This window comes from Clostridium hominis, assembly GCF_014287825.1.
GTDB lineage: Bacteria > Bacillota > Clostridia > Clostridiales > Clostridiaceae > Clostridium > Clostridium hominis.
On sequence record NZ_JACOOO010000025.1, the window covers coordinates 163,670 to 182,283 of the forward strand.

Annotated in this window: 17 protein-coding genes, 4 tRNA genes and 1 pseudogene; 18 read left to right on the top strand and 4 right to left on the bottom strand. The window is 30.0% G+C overall.

Translation table 11 applies throughout. From position 1 onward, the window contains the following. Positions 1–53 precede the first annotated feature (53 nt). A complete protein-coding gene (locus H8S20_RS12290; protein ID WP_051986935.1) occupies positions 54–1,100 on the top strand; it encodes a hypothetical protein in 1,047 nt (348 codons plus the stop codon). Between the two features lie 177 nt (positions 1,101–1,277). Then, on the top strand, positions 1,278–1,508 hold the full coding sequence (locus H8S20_RS12295) for a VOC family protein (RefSeq protein ID WP_186860310.1): 231 nt from the start codon (positions 1,278–1,280) through the stop codon (positions 1,506–1,508). Positions 1,509–1,668: 160 nt separating this feature from the next. Here H8S20_RS12295 and H8S20_RS12300 read toward each other — a convergent pair whose 3' ends face one another. Further along, entirely contained in the window at positions 1,669–1,809 is a 141-nt protein-coding gene (locus H8S20_RS12300; RefSeq protein WP_186860311.1) for a hypothetical protein, read from the bottom strand. A gap of 172 nt (positions 1,810–1,981) precedes the next feature. On the opposite strand from H8S20_RS12300, the gene H8S20_RS12305 reads away from it, so the two are divergent. The 13 genes and pseudogenes from H8S20_RS12305 (at position 1,982) to aspS (ending at position 11,101) form a co-directional block, all read left to right on the top strand. Further along, positions 1,982–2,671 carry a response regulator transcription factor gene (locus tag H8S20_RS12305; protein ID WP_032119447.1) on the top strand — a complete coding sequence of 230 codons (690 nt, stop codon included), beginning with the start codon at positions 1,982–1,984 and terminating at the stop codon, positions 2,669–2,671. Next, a complete protein-coding gene (locus H8S20_RS12310; protein WP_186860312.1) occupies positions 2,661–3,896 on the top strand; it encodes a HAMP domain-containing sensor histidine kinase in 1,236 nt (411 codons plus the stop codon). Before H8S20_RS12305 ends, H8S20_RS12310 begins: the two co-directional genes overlap by 11 nt. Before the next feature lie 193 nt (positions 3,897–4,089). Next, positions 4,090–5,490 carry an efflux RND transporter periplasmic adaptor subunit gene (locus H8S20_RS12315; RefSeq protein ID WP_186860313.1) on the top strand — a complete coding sequence of 467 codons (1,401 nt, stop codon included), beginning with the start codon at positions 4,090–4,092 and terminating at the stop codon, positions 5,488–5,490. 46 nt (positions 5,491–5,536) lie between these two features. Next, a pseudogene (locus tag H8S20_RS20495) lies at positions 5,537–6,208 on the top strand (ABC transporter permease); the annotation flags it as partial. 165 nt (positions 6,209–6,373) lie between these two features. Then, a complete protein-coding gene (locus H8S20_RS20500) occupies positions 6,374–6,694 on the top strand; it encodes an ABC transporter permease (RefSeq protein WP_279288182.1) in 321 nt (106 codons plus the stop codon). Between the two features lie 34 nt (positions 6,695–6,728). Continuing rightward, entirely contained in the window at positions 6,729–7,316 is a 588-nt protein-coding gene (locus H8S20_RS12325; protein WP_186860314.1) for a hypothetical protein, read from the top strand. 4 nt (positions 7,317–7,320) lie between these two features. Then, entirely contained in the window at positions 7,321–7,992 is a 672-nt protein-coding gene (locus H8S20_RS12330; protein WP_186860315.1) for an ABC transporter ATP-binding protein, read from the top strand. A 284-nt stretch (positions 7,993–8,276) separates the two neighbouring features. After that, positions 8,277–8,519, top strand: coding sequence for a ZIP family metal transporter (locus H8S20_RS12335; RefSeq protein ID WP_366456212.1), 243 nt, complete (start codon positions 8,277–8,279; stop codon positions 8,517–8,519). 182 nt (positions 8,520–8,701) lie between these two features. Beyond that, positions 8,702–8,778: transfer RNA gene (locus H8S20_RS12340), tRNA-Arg, on the top strand. Between the two features lie 4 nt (positions 8,779–8,782). Continuing rightward, positions 8,783–8,858: transfer RNA gene (locus tag H8S20_RS12345), tRNA-Lys, on the top strand. 16 nt (positions 8,859–8,874) lie between these two features. Continuing rightward, a tRNA-Val gene (locus H8S20_RS12350) sits at positions 8,875–8,950 on the top strand. Positions 8,951–8,956: 6 nt separating this feature from the next. Then, positions 8,957–9,030, top strand: a tRNA-Gly gene (locus tag H8S20_RS12355). A gap of 781 nt (positions 9,031–9,811) precedes the next feature. Next, entirely contained in the window at positions 9,812–11,101 is a 1,290-nt protein-coding gene (aspS, locus tag H8S20_RS12360; protein WP_186860316.1) for an aspartate--tRNA(Asn) ligase, read from the top strand. Positions 11,102–11,712: 611 nt separating this feature from the next. Here aspS and H8S20_RS12365 read toward each other — a convergent pair. The 3 genes from H8S20_RS12365 to H8S20_RS12375 form a co-directional block, all read right to left on the bottom strand. Beyond that, complete coding sequence (locus H8S20_RS12365; RefSeq protein WP_032119441.1) at positions 11,713–11,907, bottom strand: hypothetical protein; 195 nt, start codon at positions 11,905–11,907, stop codon at positions 11,713–11,715. A gap of 87 nt (positions 11,908–11,994) precedes the next feature. After that, positions 11,995–12,687, bottom strand: coding sequence for a FadR/GntR family transcriptional regulator (locus H8S20_RS12370; protein ID WP_032119440.1), 693 nt, complete (start codon positions 12,685–12,687; stop codon positions 11,995–11,997). A 71-nt stretch (positions 12,688–12,758) separates the two neighbouring features. Further along, on the bottom strand, positions 12,759–13,937 hold the full coding sequence (locus H8S20_RS12375) for an MFS transporter (protein ID WP_032119439.1): 1,179 nt from the start codon (positions 13,935–13,937) through the stop codon (positions 12,759–12,761). Between the two features lie 337 nt (positions 13,938–14,274). On the opposite strand from H8S20_RS12375, the gene H8S20_RS12380 reads away from it, so the two are divergent. From H8S20_RS12380 to H8S20_RS12390, 3 genes are all read left to right on the top strand, one after another. Further along, positions 14,275–16,143, top strand: a complete 1,869-nt coding sequence (locus H8S20_RS12380) for a beta-glucoside-specific PTS transporter subunit IIABC (protein WP_186860317.1) — start codon at positions 14,275–14,277, stop codon at positions 16,141–16,143. 108 nt (positions 16,144–16,251) lie between these two features. Further along, complete coding sequence (locus H8S20_RS12385; protein ID WP_186860318.1) at positions 16,252–17,658, top strand: glycoside hydrolase family 1 protein; 1,407 nt, start codon at positions 16,252–16,254, stop codon at positions 17,656–17,658. Between the two features lie 28 nt (positions 17,659–17,686). Continuing rightward, positions 17,687–18,535 carry a PRD domain-containing protein gene (locus tag H8S20_RS12390; protein ID WP_032119436.1) on the top strand — a complete coding sequence of 283 codons (849 nt, stop codon included), beginning with the start codon at positions 17,687–17,689 and terminating at the stop codon, positions 18,533–18,535. Positions 18,536–18,614: the final 79 nt, after the last annotated feature.

Sequence of the window (18,614 nt, forward strand, 5' to 3'; positions counted from 1 at the left end):
GGTAGTAAGAATTAATAAAAAATATAATGATTATATTTTAGGGGGATTTACAAATGAAGGCAAAAAAGATTATTGGACTATGTTTAGCTGCTGCTTTAGTAATTGGAATGGTTGGTTGTCAAAGCAACGGTTCTAAAAATGATGCAACTAGCAATGTTCAAACAGAAACACCATCAGAAAAGGTTACTTTGAAGATTGGACAAACTAACTTTGCAGCACATGGAACAAAGGCTTTTGCTTTAGTAACAGCAGTAGTTAGTGGAGATGAAATAGTAGATGCGTATCTTGATGAATTCCAATACATGAATGCAGATTCAGCTCAAGGAGTAGTAAATAGTGAGGGAATGGCTGATAATATTGTAGAAGGTAAAGTTTTAGCTTCAAAGATTGAAAATAATGAGTCATACTCTAAAACTATAGCTGAAAAAGCTGGGTCAACTGTTATGTATGCTGATAACTTTGCAGCTATTCAAGATTTTGTTAAAGGAAAGAAAATTTCTGAATTAGAAGACTTAGTAAACAATAAGACAAATGAAGAGGTAACAGATGCCGTAACAGGAGCAACATTAGTTGATACTTCAGGATATATTAAAGCAATTTTAGAAGCTGCAAAGCAAGCGGAAGGAACAACAGGAGTTGAATTTGATGGAAATGTTGAAGATTTAAAATTATCTCAAACATATTTTGCAGCTCATGGAACAAAATCATTTGCTGTAGCTTCAGCATTAACTGATAAAGATAAAGTTATATTATCATACATAGATGAATATCAATTCATGGCTGCAGATGGAACTACTGGTGTTGCAAATAGTACAGAAGGGTTAGCAGAAAACGTAGTAGAAGGTAAAGTTTTAGCTTCAAAACGTCAAAATAGCGATAAGTATTCGGCTACAATGGCTGAAAAAGCTGGATCAACTGTAAAGTTTGCAGATAACTTAAATGCTATTCAAGAGTTTGTAGATGGAAAGACTTTAACAGAACTAGAAGAAACAACTTCTAAGACAAATGAAGAAGTAACAGATGCTGTATCAGGAGCAACTCTTGCAGATACTGTTGGATATATTAATGCAGTAATTCAAGCTGCAAAGTCAGCTCAGTAATAATTAAATACAATTATGTATATCGAGGGTGTCTATATGATATCCTCAAATTTTATATAATAAAATAATTGTAGTAAAAAAGTTTAAAGAATATTATTATGAAAATACCAAGCAATATATTAAAATATTAAATATAAATTTAGTAATCTATATTTAATAAAAATAGGAGGCAATGTTATGATAAACAAAATAGGGAAGATAACTATATATGTAAATAATCAAGAGGAAGCTCCTAATGCTAATTTAGGTCATCCATCAATTATATTAAGTACTAATGATATAGATGCTACATATAAAGAACTAAAAGATAATGGAGTTAAAGTTACGGATATAATGAAGATGCCATACGGAAGTATGTTTACGTTCCATGATCAAGATGAAAATAGCTATTTAGTACGTCAGGATTAGTATATGAAAGTATAGTTTTTGTTTAAACTATACTTTTTTTATAGATATAAAATGTTTATAGTTAATAAATAGGGACTACATAAATGTAAAGTGTGGATAAATCCACACCTTACATTTTAGAGTGATTATTGAATAAAATGAATATTTATTTAAGGAAGGTTTATTTTTTTAAAACTAATCCCTTACTTCTTATGCAGGTACACTCTCTAGCTTCTTCTGTATGCAAGCATTGATATTTAATTTTTTGAGGTGCTTGAACCTCAACAGTTTCTTTTTTATCTTTTAAATCTTTTCTTTCCATCTTTTCATATCCTTTCAGTAAGATTATTTAATAATATTATATAGTTAATAATTATTATTATCAAATATAAATTTTACCTTTTGGCAAATATACTTTTTAGAGAATTTAACTAATCCTTAACCTTAATAATGATATGATATTATGTGAATATTAGATAATGAAGGTGATATATATGAGGTTATTAATAATAGAAGATGAAGAAGATATATTAAATGCATTAGATTATGGTTTTAGAAAGCTTGGATATGTAGTAGATACTGCTAGTGATGGAGAAGAAGGTTTAGAACTTGTATATATTAATAATTATGATTTAGTAATTCTTGATTTAAATCTTCCTTCTATAGATGGGTTAGATATACTTTCTAGAATACGTAAAGATAATGAAGAAATAAAGATATTAATTTTATCAGCTCGTTCTGAGTATATAGATCGCATTAAGGGATTAGATATGGGAGCTAATGATTATCTTGTGAAGCCTTTTGATTTTGGGGAGTTAGTAGCGAGAGTAAGAGCTTTGTTAAGGAGGTCATTTACTCAAAGTACATCTAAGATTAAATGTGGAAATATGATTATTGATACTTCTGCTAGAGCTGTATATTCAGATAAAAATGAAAGGTTAGATTTAGCACCTAAGGAGTTTGCCATATTTGAGTATTTAATTGCTAATAAGGGAAGAGCAGTAAGTACCGAGGAGCTTATAGAACATATTTGGGGAGAAGATGCCAGTATGTTTTCAAATTCTATAAAGGTACATGTAAGTAATTTAAGAAAAAAGTTAAGTGAGTATTCAGATAGTGATATTATTTCTAATATAAGAGGAGCAGGCTATATAATAAATGAGGTGGAAGATAATGACCTTTAAAAATATATCATTAAGGATTAAGCTTACTTTTATAACAACTATAATTATGATTGTTATATCTGTAGTATTAACAGTAGTATCAGTGTTTAATGCAAACGTAGGTTTTAGTAGAATAATGGCTAGGACTGATAATTTAACTTATGATTCTAGTTATGGATCAGAAGATATGGCAGAAGATAAAGTAATAAATGATGGTAATGGTGAGATTGGAGTCAAAAATCCTTATGATTGGGGAAGTTCATTAATAAGCCCATTTAATAATAGGGGTGATGTAGGTAAAATACCTACTGAAGGTGTGACAGAAACAGTTAAGGCCGTAGATATGTTTAAAGCAACTGCAATTGTATATATGGTAATAATTATTATTATAGGTTCAATATTTATATATTTAATTTTGGGGAAAATTTTAAAGCCAGTAAAAGAATTAAGCAGTCAAGTTGGAATAATAAATGAAAATAAGCTTTCACAAAGAGTATCTGGAGTTAATAGTGGGGATGAAATTGGTGAATTAGCACATTCATTTAATACTATGTTAGATAGATTAGATAAAGCATTTGAAAGTCAGAAGCGATTTTCATCAGATGCTGCTCATGAACTTAAGACACCTTTAACAGCCTTAAAAACTAATTTAGATATTTTAAGTATAGATGAAGAACCTAGTGATGATGATTATAAACGAACAGTAGCAATATTTAGAAAACAAACTGAAAGAATGATAAGTTTAGTAAATAACTTATTTATTTTATCAGCACAAAAAGAATATGAATTTAACGACATAGTAAACTTAGATATTATGATTGAAGAAATTATAGGAGATCTAGAAGGGGAAATAAAGGATAAGAATATAAGTATTTCTTTAAGTAAAAATAATATTTCGATACAGGGAAACTATACTATGATTACTCATGCATTAGGTAATATTATACAAAATGCCATTAAGTATAATAATGAATATGGAAATGTATTTATATCTACAGAAGAGGATAATGGTAGATGTATAATACGAGTTAGAGATAATGGAATTGGTATTTCGGAAGATAAAGTAGAGCATATTTTCGATGCTTTTTATCGTGTAGATCAATCTCGTTCACGTAAAATAGCAGGGGCAGGATTGGGTCTTGCAATAACTAAAGATATTGTTAATAGGCATGGTGGAGAAATAAGATATTTCCCGAATGAAGAAGGTGGAAGTATATTTGAAATAACATTACCTTTAATAAATTAAAAACATATTAGTAATAAGATTTACATTTAAGAAATAAATAGCTATAAAAAGGAGTTGGTGAATTACTTTACACTGACTCTTTTTTTATATTTTAATTTTCTTAACCATTTCTTAACCAGAGTTTATGTAAGATTGAAACATAAACAACAGGACAGTTAGTTATAGAAATGCTGTATGGAGGAGTAGAGATAGTATGAAGATGTTTAAGAAAGGTAAGATGTTATCAAAAAAAACGATTAGCATTATCTTAGCCGGATTAGTAATAGTAGCAGGGACCATATATGTAGGAGTTAATTCTTATAAAGAGAAAAATGAAGCGAATCAATTTGAAACAAGAGAAAGAGAGTATAAAGTAACAAGAGGAAATATAACAGCAGGGGTTAAGGGTAATGGTTCATTAAAGTTTGAAGGAGTAAAGCATAACTTTGATGAGGAAGTAATTATCGGAGAAGTATTTGTTAAGGATGGGCAAAATGTTATAAAAGGTGATAAGTTAGTAAGTATTTCTGAAAAGTATTTAGATGAAAAACTTGAAGAGCTAAATAAGGATTTAAATACAGCTCAATTAGCACTTGAACAAGCAGAAGGTAGTAAGAGATCAACAGTGTTAAGCAATGATAAAGCATGGAATGAGAAAGTACAAGGAACTAAATCACAATATGAAAGTCAGAAAAGAGGATTAGTTGATAATATTAATAATTTAAATGATAGATTAGCGAATGTTAATACTCAACTTGAGGAAGTAAGAAAACAAATAGATGAGTTATCAGCAAAAGGTGAAGAAAATAATCTTCAAATTGAAGAATTAAAGGTAAAAGAATCTGCATTACTTTCAGAACAAAGTTCTATTCAAGGAGAGCTAGATTCGGCCAATAAGAGATTAAGTAATTTAGAAGCTGATCGTCAAAAACAACTTGAATCTGAATCAAATGAATATACAGCTAATAGCGAGATAAATAATATTAACATAAATGGTTTAGATGGAGCTATTGCTTCTGCACAAGAGGAAGTAAATAAAGTTCAAGAGGAAATTAATAAAATTAACAAATTAAAGGAATCACCAATACTTTATGCCAATACTGATGGAATAGTTTCTGCTATAAATGCTAAGGTAGGGGATAAAATAAGTGCTGGAGTTTCAATCGTAGATATAGGAGAATCTGCAAAGGTTACTGCAGAGTTGACTATTTCACAAAATGATATTGTAAATATTGAAGTAGGGCAAGAGGTAACTTTAGAGGTATCAACATATCAAGATGAAAAATTCAAAGGTAAAGTTACTTATTTAAATTTAAAATCTAATTCACAAGGTAACTCAACAACATATTCTGCAACTGTAGAATTAGAACCAACTGATTATAAACTTTTAGAGGGGATGACTGTATCAGCTCAATTCATTATAAAAGAAGTAAAAGATGTAATTATGTTATCAAATAAAGCAATAGTTTTAAAAGATGGAAAGCAATTTGTAAAGTTAAAAAATGAAGACGGAAGTACTACAGAAGTAGAAATTCAAACAGGTTTTTCAGATGGTAAAAATACTGAAATTACTGGTGGTTTAAACGAAGGCGATACTGTAGTTATTGGAGGATAATAATATGAGATTCTCTGAAATTTTAAGAATCGTATACACTAATATAATGAAAACAAAAGCAAAGGTTCTTTTAACTTCTCTTGGAATAATTGTAGGGGCTGTTACTATTGTAATGGTAATTGCAATAGGACGTGGTGGAGAAGAAGAGGTAATGTCACAGTTTAGTGGATTAAGTGCAGAAACCATATATGTAAATCCTAATTTTGCTTTAGGCGCTGAAACTGATATGGATAATATACCAAAACTTACAATTGAGAATATGAAGCAAATTCTAGAGGAAAGCACCACTCTTTCATCAATTTATCTCAGAGGGAATTCATATAAAGAGACCACGATAAATGGTAGAAAAGAACAACTTTCAGTTGTAGGAGTGACTGAGTCATATTCAGAAGTATAAAATTTAAAGATTGAATATGGAGAAGATATAACAGATATTGACGTTGAAGATGGTACTAATGCTGTAGTAATAGGAAGCGAACTTGCTAGTAAGTATTTTATGAAACCAGAAGATGCCATTGGAAGTGAAATTAGAATAGAAAATAGAACCTACTTTATTATAGGTGTACTTCAAAGAACAGGAGATGGAATGCAAGGTATAAGTCCAGACGATAGTATATTTGTTCCATTCTCAACAGCAGCTGCTTTTATATTTGATCAAGGAATTACTCCTCAGATTGTAGCGCTTGCAAAAGACATATCTTTAGTCGAAAAAGGAATGACAGAAATTAAAGATACACTTAATTATATTTTAGAAGATGGTAGTGTGTATGAATTAAGCGATGCAGGGAGCAGAATTGAGGCAGCTACAAAATCTGCCAAAACAATGAATTTATTACTTATGTCTGTTGCAACTATAGTATTTGTAGTTGGTGGAATTGGAATAATGAATGTTCTCTTTGTATCAGTAAAAGAACGTACGAAAGAAATAGGAATATTAAAGGCTCTTGGAAGTTCAAAGAAAGATATAATGCTTCAGTTTCTTTTAGAGTCAGTAATCATAAGTTTATTTGGAGGAATTGTAGGTGTGCTAATTAGTAATTATCTGATGCCACTTATGAAATACACAGATGTACCTGTATCATCATCATTAAGTGGGAAGATTATTGCATTAGCTTTCGCACTTGTTACAGGTACAGTATTTGGATTATATCCAGCATACAAAGCAGCTCAATTGAAACCAATTGAAGCTTTAAATTATGAATAAATAAAAAAATTGAAAAAGAAAGAAGGATTTTAAAATGAAAAAAGTTTTAGCAATGGTAATATGCGCAGTAATGACAGTAACAATTATAGGATGTTCTTCAAAGAACGATAATCCACCAAAAGCAGAGCAAAATAACAATGTAGAAAGTAATGATGCAAGTAATGGTGGAAGTAATGAAAATTCAGAACGTATTATGTACTTTGGAAAGGTAAAAAGTATAGTAGGTAATGAAATTGAATTAGAGCTTGCAGAAAATCAAGATGGAAATAATGAGGAAGATGATAAACAAGCACAAATATCTGGACAATTAGGTGCAGGACTTTCTGCAACAGATACGGCTCCTAACGATGCTTTATTTGATCCAAATGAAGGTGATGGAAATAGTGGAGGAAATGGTGGAGGCGGAAATGCAGAGTTACCTGAGTCTAATACTCCAAAACTAGAATTAAAATATACAGGAGAAACTAAGACATTCACAATTTCAGCAGGGGCAACAATACTTGATTCAAGAACAGTTAGTGAATCAAAACTTAGCGCAATCAAAAAGGGAACAGTCATAAGAATATATGCAACTGGCACAAAAGAATCACCTGTAGTTTCAAATGTAGAGATTGTGGAATAAACATATGAATAATATTATTACTTTAAAAGACGTAAATAAATCTTATAGCATAGGAGAAAATTCATTACATGTACTTAAAGATATAAATTTTACAGTTGAAAAAGGTGATTTTATTGCAATACTTGGGGCATCAGGTTCTGGTAAATCTACTTTAATGAATATTATTGGTTGTATGGATACTACTGATACTGGTGAATATTTTATTGAAGATATTGCAATACACCAATGTGATGACAATGAATTAGCTAAAGTACGTAATAGTAATATAGGCTTTATATTTCAAAAGTATCATCTAATACCTCAATATAATATTCTTCAAAATGTAATGATGCCACTCTTAATTAGAGGTATGTCGCGTAATGAAGCTATGAAAATTGCAAAAGAAAATCTTAGAAGAGTTGGATTAGAGGATAGAATAGAACATAGGCCTAATGAACTTTCAGGAGGGCAACAACAAAGAGTAGCGATAGCTCGTGCACTTGTTACAAAACCGGCATTACTTTTAGCTGATGAGCCAACAGGGGCGTTAGACTCAACAACTGGAAGAGAAATTTTATCTTTATTTAAAGAGTTAAATAAAGCTGGAAACACTATAATAATGATTACTCATGATGCTAATGTTGCTAAAGAGAGCAATAAGATATTATATCTTGATGATGGAATTTTAAGTAAATGAGGTATGATTAAAAAATTTTAGAAAATTAGAAATAGAATCATTTAATAAATCCAGTAAAAATTATAGCTTAAGAAGGTTATGTTAAGTAGGTTATATGATAACATACAATAAAAATAAAAATTTAAAATGAGTAGCAAAAAATCTTGTATAATAAGAGCTTTGCTACTCTATTTTGTATGAAAATATAAAACATAAATAAAAAATTAAATATGGATATAATATAGAGGAATTTATAAATAGTCATTAAAAGAAAACAACTTCTTTGGGATTTAATAAATTGTACTATTGCAGGAGCTAAAGTAAAAAAAGTTTTTGTATATTCTTTTGCTTCAAGATTAACAGAATCTTTAGGAGCGATTGTTGGCTATATAATATTACGTTCTTTTATTAATGATGAAGTGTCGGGAATAGTATTTTCAATGGCGGCAGGAATAATGGTATTTATATCATTAGATGAATTATTGCCGGCTGCTAGAGAGGATGGTGGCATAATTTATCTATTGATGGAATGGCAGCTGGTATGGTAGTTATTACAGTTAGTTTATTACTTTTTTCATAACAATTGGGCTACTATAATCTGTATCTTATATGGCCGAATTTATAGCAATTTAACATGTGGTAAAAATTACATATAAAAAAGTGTTGACCATTTAGGAAAAATGAGATATCATACTATTTGTGCTTGGGAAAAGCACAAAAGATTTATGATGCGTGTTTAGCTCAGCTGGATAGAGCAACGCCCTTCTAAGGCGTGGGCCAGGAGTTCGAATCTCTTAACACGCACCACTGTGATTCACTAGCTCAGTCGGTAGAGCACTTGACTTTTAATCAAGGTGTCCGGGGTTCGATTCCCCGGTGAGTCACCAAAGTATAACTTAAAATGGAAGCATAGCTCAGCTGGGAGAGCATCTGCCTTACAAGCAGAGGGTCACAGGTTCGATCCCTGTTGTTTCCACCATAATTTGCGGGTATCGTATATCGGTAATACTCCAGCCTTCCAAGCTGGAAAGGTGGGTTCGATTCCCACTACCCGCTCCAAAGTCGAAGTAGCTTATAATTAGCTACTTTTTTTATTTTGTTATTAAACTATAAAAAACAGATGATATAAAAAAATTACAAATATTAAAAAATGGTTTGACAATTTATTTTGATAAGTGTAATATGTATATAAAATTAAAATCTTTGAAGGGAAGAGTAGATATTTACTAAGTATCCAAAGCGAGTAGGGTTGGTGAGAGCCTATGAGAAAAGAAATATTGAAGGACATCCTGGAGATGCTTATCTGAAGGTGATAGTAAACTTACTATTCTCTATATTTCTATAAGTAAGTTAATATAACTAAATCGTAGATTTGAAATTCACTTAAGTTAAGTCGGTTATCCTCCGTTATAGGGACTTGAGATGATAATGTATTAATGCTGTATTAATTAGTTATTAAATTAGGATGGTACCGTGAAATCAAGCTTTCACTCCTATTATGGAGTGAAAGCTTTTTTATTTTAAATCTTATTTATTGGAAAAGAGCTCATCTTATAAATGAGAGTATAAATTGATGGAAATTAAACTATTCTGATTTTATAATATACATTAAATAAAAATATAAATCTTAACTTTTTGTATTCTGATTAGGAAAAAGAAGATTTATTGTACAGGATTAGCTACATTATTAAAAAGGGTGGTACCGCGAAAATTTATTTTGCCCCTTGGGTTTTTACTCAAGGGGTTTTTTGTATCTATAAAAAAAGTTGAATGCGCATAATGCTTTATAAAGATATAAAAAGCGAATTTTATAAGAAAAATTTATTGGAGGTAAATTATTATGGAAAGAAAATTAGTAAATCAATTAAAGTATTATATAAATGAAAATGTATGTATCCAAGGGTGGATATATAGGGTTAGAAGATTAAAATCTATAACTTTTATAATCTTAAGAGATAGATCAGGATTGGTTCAATGTGTTATAAATAATACTGAGTTTGATACATTAGAGCTAACTAATGAGTCAGTAATATCTATTAATGGAATTGTTAAAGAGGGTAAAAACACATTAAATCCTTTCGAGGTGGAAGTAAAAAAATTAGAGATTATAAGTAAAGTTTATGAAGAGCTTCCTATAGAGCTTAATAAAGAAAACTTAGAAGTAAATCTTAATACAATGCTTAATAACAGGGCTTTAAGCATGAGGCATCAAAAGGTTACGGCAATATTTAAGGTTCAAAATATCATAGTAAACGCTTTTAGAGAATTTTTAAATAATAATGGATTTACAGAGATTCATACTCCTAAGATAGTCAAAGAAGGAGCAGAGGGAGGTACAGAAGTTTTTGAAGTGAAATATTTTGAAAATAAGGCATACCTTGCTCAAAGTCCACAATTTTATAAGCAAATGATGGTTGGAGCTGGATTAGAAAGAGTATTTGAAGTAGGTCATGCTTATAGGGCAGAAGAGCATAATACAAATAGGCATCTTAATGAATATGTAAGTATGGACTTAGAGATGGGATTTATAGAAGATGAGGGAGATATCATGATTATGGAGGAAGAGTTATTAAAGTATATAATACAATCTCTAAAAAAACATGGAAAAGAGTATGTAGAAATTTTAGGTATTTCAATACCAGAGATAAATGGAGAAATACCTAAATTAGATTTCAATGAAGCACTTGAAATATTAAAGAGAGAATATAATAAGACTGACTTAGAAGGTGATTTAGATCCAGAAGCAGAAAAACTTCTTTATAAATATTCTAAAGAAAAGTTAAATAGTGAATTTATCTTTTTAACTAATTATCCAAGGAAGAAGAGACCTATGTATACAATGCCTAAGGGAGAGTTTGGAACTCATAGCTTTGATTTGCTGTTTAGAGGAATAGAAATAACTACAGGAGGGCAAAGAATCCATGACTATAATATGTTAATAGAGAATATGAAGTATAAAGGTCTTACGATAGAAGATTATGAAAACTATTTATCAATATTTAAATATGGAATGCCTAAGCATGGTGGTATGGCTATAGGATTAGAAAGAATAACAGCAAAAGTCTTAGGTTTAGAAAATGTAAGAGAAGCAACACTATTTCCAAGAGATAGAAAGAGATTAGTACCATAAGTAAGACTGAAAATCAAAGAAAATTATTATCTTAATTAATAAAAAAGGCTAGGAAAACATAAATATTTTCCTAGCCAAAAGTTACTTAGCTAATAGGAATATTATTGGAAATATTAAAAGGTAACGAAGTGGTACTAGAAAATAAAGTCGTCAAAATCGTCGCATTGGTCAAAGTCGTTAAATCTGTTAAATCTGCCAAACTCGTCAAATTCATTAAAACTGTCAAATAGGTCAAAGTCATTAAATCTGTTAAACTCATCAAAGCTTCTATTATCAAATCTTCTGGAGCATCTTCTACGACATCTTCTTAAACATCTTCTGAAGCATCTTCTACGGAATTCACTTGACATATAAAATCTCCCCCTTTTATTTGTTTTATACTATATAGTATTCATAATGTTATATTATGTTACGTTATGCGCAAATAATATTTGAAATTATTTTTAACAAATAATAGAATTACATATTATAATAGAGTGTACATTAATATGTAAGTTAAATCAGATAATTTGCTCTCAAAGACTTTCATTATTTGTTTTAATATAATAAAAAAAGCTAGTAAAACATAAATGTTTTACTAGCTGAAATTTATCTAATTAATAAACAATATTTTACCAGCATCCAAATAAGAGTAGTAGTGGAAGAAAGCCAAAGCCACCACAGCCAAAGCCGTTACCGAAACCGCCACAGCCGAAGCCGTTACCAAAACCTCCACAACCAAAGCCATTACCAAAACCACTACATCCACAACGTCTTGGGGAATTACAACAACTTCTACAACAACTTCTACAACATCTTCTTGACATATACGTATCCTCCTATCATTAGTTTAATACTATATGATATTCAGGAGGGGCGGTTATGTTGAATAAATCATTTTAAATATTGTAAAATTATTTACTTTGAAATAATTGAATTACATCTTCTAAATGGTTATACATTGCATTGTAAGCTAAAATAGGATCTCTTTTTTCAAAAGCTTCCATTATTTTATCGTGATGTTCTATCATATCATTAAGTGATGTTCTATATTTAAATCCAAAATATTGATTAGAAAATATCGTTTTAGGGATTATTTCATAATACTTATAAAATAATGGATTATGTGAGGCTGCTATAATTTCTTTATGAAATTTTAAATCAGCATCACTACACTCTTTTATTAAACCTTTAGCAACTTTATCTAATTCAGCTATAGATTTTAAATAAGCAACTCTTATTCTTTCTATTTCTTCATCACTTGCATTCAAAACAGCTAATTTAGTAGCTTCACTTTCAATAAACTGTCTAGCTCTTAATGATTCAACATAAAACTCTTGAATATTATGATTTTTGTATATTTCATTATCATTAAATAAATCGACTTTTTTGAAACCTTTCACTATTGGACTGGAATATGGAACAGACATAAGTATTCCATCATCACAAAGTTTTTCTATAGCTTTTCGTACTGGAATACGGCTTATGTTAAATTGTTCAGCAATTTTTCTCTCACTAGGTAATTTGCTATTAATTTTAAAATTACCGCTTAAAATATTTTCTTTTATATAATTAATAATTTGATTAGTAGCACTTAAATTAGACATAAAAACTCCTACACTAATGTTTCTATTACTATAATAGCCCAGAACTTAGTATTAATTCAATATATAAGTGATTAGTTATGTTCAATAGAAACTAAAACCGATTTTTTATAATAGAAATAAGACGCTACTATTCCTATTATTGAGATAAAAGCTAAAGTGAAATAGCTAGCTTTAATTGATATAAGTCCAGCAATTTTCCCTACAATCATTGGAAAAACTGACATACCGATAGCATAAGTCGCTTGGAAGAATCCCATTGCAGTTGATTTTTTTATTTTGGGAACATCTTTCATAGCTTCACTGGTTAAATATGAAAGAAGGACTCCTGTAGACATTCCAGGGAGTGATTGTAGTAAAAATATTATATATATGTTTTGTATAGTTGGAACAAGAGTACAGTAAGCTGATATTAAAAAGAATACAGCTGGAATCCAAAACTTTGGACCATGTTTGCTACATAGTTTTGAGGAGGCAAACCAAGATGATGCTACTGCACATAACATATAAAATATTGATGACAATCCAACAAATATAGAATTAGCACCTAAATCCTCTAGTATTTGATTAGTAAATGACATTGTAGTAGACATTTGAATACCTTGTTGAATTAATGCAAGAAGTGAGAAAAATATAAGTCTTTTATCTTTACATATAGATAAATAATCTTTAAATGATGACTTTTCATTAGATTCTTTTAAGTTATGATCTTTTATATTTAGTGCTAAGATTGTACCTATTATTCCAGAAGCTACGCTCATGATGCATAGGAATTTCATTCCTAGTTTTTCATAAAATAGAGTACTCACAATAAATCCAATTAACATACCTAAGTTATTAACTAAAATTATTGTACTTGTAGCTTTTTGTTGTTGCTCTGAAGAAAAGAATTCAGTGAAATGAACAATGTAAGAAATCCACATTGATGATGCAACTCCAGAAAAAATATTAGCTATTAGGAAGCCATATCCTCCTGGAAAAATGACTCTAATTATTGATGCTAAACCAGCAAAAACAATTCCACACAAAATGAAAAGTTTATGTTTACCTATTGAATCAGCAAAAAGGCCAACAGGAAGTCTTAATAGACATTGAGATACACCATAAGCTCCTATTATTATACCGATCATATTAGAAGATACATTATAGGCATTTAAATAAGGTGTTTGAAAAGGTATGTATACATATTGTGAAAACCAGAATAACACAACGATAATAAGTAATAATAGCTTTTGATTAAGTAGTTTTTTCATCTTTTACCTCCAAAATGGTATATTTATAAAGTGAATAATATACCATTTGTGAAGTTTAATCAAGTATTTTACGATTTTTATATAGGATAAATTTTTATAATAAAGATTATATGAAAAAATTTTAAATTTTATGGTTGATTTCTGAAAACGTTTATGATAATATAAAAATACAAATTTGAATATTATAACAGTAGACGTGTTACTGGTAATGCAGGCAAGATCGAATCAATTTTTATAGGTTAACATAGGTGTAATCTATCTAATTGCTTCGGTCTTTTTTTTGTTTGATTGGCCATAAAACAAAAAGCCTATAATTGAAAATTGGAGGAATTATTTTATGGATTATAAAGATATTGCACAAGCAATCCTATCTAATATCGGTGGGAAAGAAAATATTAATGAAGTAACTCATTGTATGACAAGACTTAGATTCAAAGTTAAAAACGCTTCAAAGGTAAATAAGGACAAGTTATCTAAAGTTGAAGGCGTTATAACTGTTGTTGAAAGTATGGGTCAAATACAAGTTGTAATAGGAAATAAAGTTAAAAAGGTATATGAAGAAGTTATTAAGTTGGTACCAGAAAACGCGGGTACAGGTAATGTTGAAGATGATGAAAAAGAAGGGATAATGAATTCTATTCTTTCAGCAGTAGCTGGAATATTTACACCAATTATACCAGCTATAGCAGGATCAGGTATGATAAAAGGTATTTTATCAGTTCTTGCAATGTACTATTTAAATAAACATGGAGTTAATATAAAAGAGACTCAAACTTATATAATATTTAATGCAATGGCTGATGCTATATTCTACTTTATGCCAATTATGTTAGGATATACTGCTGCTAAAGTATTTAAGGCTAATAAGATTATCTCAATGGTACTTGGTGCTACACTTTGTTATCCTGCATTCATAGCATTGATGACAGGGGAAGAAGCTGTTAGATTCTTAGGTCTTTCGGTAACAAAAGCTACATATACATCATCAGTAATTCCAATAATTATTGCTATATGGGCACTTTCTTACCTTGAAAAAGTATTAGAAAAGTATATACCAGAAGTAGTTAAAATAATAATGGTTCCAACATTAGCATTAGTTATAATGTTACCTGCTACACTTTTCTTATTTGGACCAATAGGAATATATATTGGGGACGCTATTAATTTTACTTATAAATATCTTTATCAATTAAGTCCTGCACTATGTGGTGCATTAGTAGGAGGACTATGGTGCGTATTCGTTATATTTGGTGCTCATAGAGCTTTATTACCAATAGGTATAAATGATGTTGCTCAAACAGGGAGACAAAATCTTTTAGCATTTGCTGGAGCTGCAAACTTCTCTCAAGCTGGAGCTGCTTTAGGGGTATTCTTTAAAACTAAAAATAATGGTTTAAAAACAATTTCTATGTCTGCTACAATCACTGCTTTATTTGGAATAACTGAACCTGCTATATATGGTGCTAACCTTAGACTTAAAAAGCCAATGTTCTGTGCTGTAATATGTGGTGCTATAGGTGGTGCTATAATGGGTATAGGTGGAGCTTATGGTAATGCATTTGCAAACCAAGGAATTTTAACAATACCTGTATATGCTGAAGCTGGAACAATGGGATTTTTAAGTTACTTAGCTGGTTGTGCTATAGCATTCGTTGGATCTGCTGTATTAACGTATATAGTTGGATTTGAAGATATTGAAGATGCTTCAAATGAAGAAACTTCAACTGTAAAGCTTTCTAGTGATAATGTAAGTCTTGATATAACTTCACCAGTAGAAGGTAATTATGTTTCATTAGCAGAAGTAAAAGATGATGTTTTTGCATCAAAAGTTATGGGAGATGGTATAGCTGTATTACCTAAAAAGGGAGTTATTACAGCACCAGCTGATTGTGAAGTAGTTTCATTATTCCCTACATTACATGCTGTAGGGTTAAAGCTTAATAATGGAGCAGAAATGCTAATTCATGTTGGGATTAACACAGTAGAATTAAACGGTAAATATTTCGAAAAACATGTAAACCAAGGTGACTTAGTTAAAAAGGGTGAAAAACTTATATCATTTGATATAGAGAAAATAAAAAAAGCAGGATACGATGTTACAACACCAGTTATAGTAAACAATACTTTTGATTTTGCTAATGTTGTACCATGCGAAGTTAGCTACGTATCAACTAATGATACAATAATCTCATTAGTAAACAATTAATATTAAAGAGCTTAGAAAAATTAGAAATAAGACTCTGTAATTTAAATAAAATAAGATAAGTTTTAGCTATTACAGAGTCGAAAATTTAGATATAAAAGGAGTCATAATATGAATACAGTATTTCCAAAAAAATTCTTATGGGGAGCATCTTCCTCAGCGTTTCAAATAGAGGGAGCATGGGATGAAGATGGTAAAGGGATGACAGTTGCAGACTACAACTCATTTAAAAAATCTAATATTCAAGCTGATACTAAGGTTGCATCAGATTTTTATCATAACTATGAAAAAGATATTGAACTAATGAAAGAGTTAGGGATGAAAACTTACCGTTTCTCAGTTTCATGGGCAAGAATAATTCCAGATGGTGAAGGTGAAATAAACCAAAAGGGTATAGAGTTTTACAATAAGGTAATAGACAAGCTAATAGAATGTGGTATTGAACCATTCGTAACTTTATATCACTTTGATTTACCATTTGCTTTAGTAGAAAAATACAATGGTTGGGAAAGCAGAGAAACTGTATATGCATTTGAGAGATTTGCAAAGGTATGCTTTGAGAACTTTGGAGATAGGGTGAAATATTGGCAACCTCATAATGAACATAACTTAATTGTAAGAGTTGAAGAGAGAATAAATATCTATGATGAAACAGATCCATGGAAGATAGATAAAATGCGTGCACAAATGGATTATAATTTATGTTTAGCACATGCTTTAGCAGTTAATGCTTGTCATGAAATGATTCCTGGAAGTCAAATTGGGGCAGCGGTATCATCATCTGTAACTTATCCACTTACTTCTAAGCCAGAAGATGTTTTTGCAGCAAGAATGAATGATAATTTTAAGGTTTATTCAACTCTTGATATGCATTACCATGGTGAGTATCCAGGGTACTATATGGAGTATCTTAAAAAGAGAGATATAATGCCATATATGCCAGAAGAGGATAAAGAAGTTTTAAAGAAGGCTAAAATGGATTTTATAGCTATAAACTACTATAGAACAAATTGTGCTGAAGCTTTACCAGTTGATGAAGAGCATCCTTTTGGATTAAGGGAAGGTACTGTTGATTATAGTATTTATGGATTATTTAGAATGTCAATGAATCCTAATTTAAAGGCATCAGAATATGGAGCTGCAATTGACCCATCAGGTTTAAGAGTGGCATTAAATGAATATTGGCAAAGATATCATTTACCTATTATAATAACAGAGAACGGACTTGGTGCTCATGATGTACTAGAAGAGGGGCAAGTTCATGATAATTATCGTATAGATTATTTAAGAGATCATATAAATGCATGTGAACTAGCTATTCAGGATGGAGTTGAAATGCTTGGATATTGTCCGTGGTCATTTATGGATCTTCTGAGTTCAGCACAAGGATTTAAGAAGCGTTATGGTCTTGTTTATGTAAATAGAACAGACCACGAAGAGTTAGATTTAGAAAGAATAAAAAAAGATAGCTTCTATTGGTATAAAGAAGTTATTAAAAATAATGGTGTAACAAAATAGAGATAATAATTATATTGGAGTTTTTAGCATGTACATTACAAAGGTATTAAATAATTCCTTGCTACTTGCAAAGGATGCTAATGAAAAAGAAATAATTTTGATGGGAAAAGGTATAGGACATAATTATAAAATAGGCTCTGAGCTAAATAAAGAAGATATTGAAAAGACATTTGTTCTTCGTGATGAAACTATAAAGAGGAATATTGTTGAGCTTGCATCAGAAATAGATGTAGAATATTTTAATATAGCTCAAACTATAATTGTGTATGCAGTAGAAAAGTATGACTTAAAGCTTATGAATCATATATATTTAGCTTTAACTGATCATATTGCTTTTGCAGTAAGACGTTTTAAAGATGGCATATTAATTGAAAATTACTATCTAGACGAAATGAGGGAATTAAATCCTAAGGAATATGATATTGGAGTTTATGCACTTAAAGTTCTTAAAGAGTATTTAGATTTAGAGCTTCCTGAAGAGGAAATTGGCAATATTGCAGGTCATTTTATAAATGCTCAACAGGATAATCCTTATAGTGATAGAAATAAGAGCAGCTCTAAAATAGTTAACGCTATCTTACAAATTGTTCATTACCATTTTTCAATTGTTTATAATAAGGACTCTTTTTATTATAAACGTTTTGTAATGCATCTAAAGGCTTTTGCTCAAAGGTTTTTAGCTAATGAGCCAACAAAAGAAAAAGTGGATTTTATTTATGAGCAAGTTCGTAATAATTGCAAGGCAGAATATGAATGTATTAAAAAGATTAGAGCTTATATCTATACTGAATTTTCAAGGGAACTTCCAGTACAAGAGGAGTTATATTTAATGATACATATTCATAAAATCCTTGGTGAATTAAGTGGAAATGAATAAAAGATAAGTTAGAAATAAAGACAGCAGTTACTAGAAACGTAACTACTGTCTTTTTTTAGGGGTTTATATAAAAATAGCT

Excerpts from the sequence above, each read along its gene's own strand:
- H8S20_RS12290 (WP_051986935.1), top strand. The coding sequence starts at position 54 with ATGAAGGCAAAAAAGATTATTGGACTATGTTTAGCTGCTGCTTTAGTA.
- H8S20_RS12295 (WP_186860310.1), top strand. The coding sequence starts at position 1,278 with ATGATAAACAAAATAGGGAAGATAACTATATATGTAAATAATCAAGAG.
- H8S20_RS12300 (WP_186860311.1), bottom strand. The coding sequence starts at position 1,809 with ATGGAAAGAAAAGATTTAAAAGATAAAAAAGAAACTGTTGAGGTTCAA.
- H8S20_RS12305 (WP_032119447.1), top strand. The coding sequence starts at position 1,982 with ATGAGGTTATTAATAATAGAAGATGAAGAAGATATATTAAATGCATTA.
- H8S20_RS12310 (WP_186860312.1), top strand. The coding sequence starts at position 2,661 with ATGACCTTTAAAAATATATCATTAAGGATTAAGCTTACTTTTATAACA.
- H8S20_RS12315 (WP_186860313.1), top strand. The coding sequence starts at position 4,090 with ATGAAGATGTTTAAGAAAGGTAAGATGTTATCAAAAAAAACGATTAGC.
- H8S20_RS20500 (WP_279288182.1), top strand. The coding sequence starts at position 6,374 with ATGAATGTTCTCTTTGTATCAGTAAAAGAACGTACGAAAGAAATAGGA.
- H8S20_RS12325 (WP_186860314.1), top strand. The coding sequence starts at position 6,729 with ATGAAAAAAGTTTTAGCAATGGTAATATGCGCAGTAATGACAGTAACA.
- H8S20_RS12330 (WP_186860315.1), top strand. The coding sequence starts at position 7,321 with ATGAATAATATTATTACTTTAAAAGACGTAAATAAATCTTATAGCATA.
- aspS (WP_186860316.1), top strand. The coding sequence starts at position 9,812 with ATGGAAAGAAAATTAGTAAATCAATTAAAGTATTATATAAATGAAAAT.
- H8S20_RS12365 (WP_032119441.1), bottom strand. The coding sequence starts at position 11,907 with ATGTCAAGAAGATGTTGTAGAAGTTGTTGTAGAAGTTGTTGTAATTCC.
- H8S20_RS12370 (WP_032119440.1), bottom strand. The coding sequence starts at position 12,687 with ATGTCTAATTTAAGTGCTACTAATCAAATTATTAATTATATAAAAGAA.
- H8S20_RS12375 (WP_032119439.1), bottom strand. The coding sequence starts at position 13,937 with ATGAAAAAACTACTTAATCAAAAGCTATTATTACTTATTATCGTTGTG.
- H8S20_RS12380 (WP_186860317.1), top strand. The coding sequence starts at position 14,275 with ATGGATTATAAAGATATTGCACAAGCAATCCTATCTAATATCGGTGGG.
- H8S20_RS12385 (WP_186860318.1), top strand. The coding sequence starts at position 16,252 with ATGAATACAGTATTTCCAAAAAAATTCTTATGGGGAGCATCTTCCTCA.
- H8S20_RS12390 (WP_032119436.1), top strand. The coding sequence starts at position 17,687 with ATGTACATTACAAAGGTATTAAATAATTCCTTGCTACTTGCAAAGGAT.